Genomic DNA, 654 nt, shown 5'->3' on the forward strand with positions numbered 1-654 from the left:
GTACCGGCACTGGACGATCGACCTGTCGCAGGCCGCGGAGACCGGGGTCGCCTACCTGCGCCTCGACATCGCCGAGGACGGCGGCATCGTCCCCGGCTACGAGCTGAAGATGAACTCCTACGACCTGGGCGTGGACATCGAGCTCTACGACGCGACCCAGCGGCTGCGTTTCGAGCATCCCGAGGTCCGCGCGGTCGTCGTGACCAGCGCGAAGGACCGCAACTTCTGCGCGGGTGCCAACATCCGGATGCTCGCCCAGTCGTCGCACCCGTGGAAGGTGAACTTCTGCAAGTTCACCAACGAGACCCGCAACGGCATCGAGGACGCGACGGCCAACTCCGGCCAGACGTGGATCGCCGCGGTCAACGGCACTGCCGCGGGCGGCGGCTACGAGCTGGCGCTGGCCTGCGAGACGATCCTGCTGATCGACGACAACTCCTCCGCGGTGTCGCTGCCCGAGGTCCCGCTGCTGGGCGTGCTGCCCGGCACCGGCGGGCTCACCCGGGTCACCGACAAGCGCCGTGTCCGCAAGGACCGGGCCGACGTGTTCGCCACCCGCCCCGAGGGCATTCGCGGCAAGCAGGCCGTCGAGTGGAAGCTCGTCGACGAGGTCGTCCCCAAGCGCGCCTGGGACGAGACCGTCGCCGAACGCGC

General features: G+C 69.7%; 1 protein-coding gene. It reads left to right on the forward strand.

Annotated elements, in window-relative coordinates; all coding sequences use genetic code 11:
* Positions 1-654 (forward strand): enoyl-CoA hydratase-related protein (locus TOK_RS27935; protein WP_374754938.1); only part of this gene is annotated, 654 nt, incomplete at both ends.

Source organism: Pseudonocardia sp. N23, from assembly GCF_002583555.1.
Taxonomy (GTDB): domain Bacteria; phylum Actinomycetota; class Actinomycetes; order Mycobacteriales; family Pseudonocardiaceae; genus Pseudonocardia.